General features: G+C 67.8%; 2 protein-coding genes. Both read right to left on the minus strand.

Going from position 1 to position 487, the window contains the following annotated elements:
* On the minus strand, positions 1 to 195 hold a 195-nt coding region (locus FV233_RS29855; protein WP_147899675.1), incomplete at its 3' end, for a hypothetical protein.
* A 106-nt stretch (positions 196 to 301) separates the two neighbouring features.
* A partial coding sequence (locus FV233_RS31550; protein ID WP_281408061.1) for a sugar transferase occupies positions 302 to 487 on the minus strand: 186 nt, incomplete at its 5' end.

Raw genomic sequence — 487 nt, forward strand, 5'->3', positions numbered from 1 at the left:
GAGTAGGAAGGCCAGTTGGCCACACACCAACAGCGCTGCTCCGCGGCGAAGACCGCCACTCATACTGAGATGGTAGGCGTAGACGCCATAGGCGAGTTCGGCTGCCACGATCGGCAGGAATGCGAGAAGCCACCACACCGAGCCGAAGCGCCCGAGCCCAAGGCCGAGCAGCGCGTTCAGCAACAGCCCTTTCATCGCACACCGTCCCCGTCCTGCATGCGGGACAGGTTCGCCTGTAGACCGATGCATCGGCATGCGCCAACGCCGTCAGCGCGGAGCCAACAAATTTGGCGTCTGCGCGCTATTTGCTGCCGCGCTGGGCGAGCACGGCCGGGACGGCGCGCAGGACGTTCCACAGCTGCGGCAGCTCGTCCAGCGAGGTCTTGCGCAGGACCTGGCCGATGGCGGTGATGCGCGGGTCGTCGGAGAGCTTGTGCGTGGCGGCCCACTCGGCCCGCGCCCCAGCGCTGGCGGCCAGGTGTGCAGC

It is taken from the genome of Methylobacterium sp. WL7 (genome assembly GCF_008040085.1).
Classification (GTDB): domain Bacteria; phylum Pseudomonadota; class Alphaproteobacteria; order Rhizobiales; family Beijerinckiaceae; genus Methylobacterium; species Methylobacterium mesophilicum.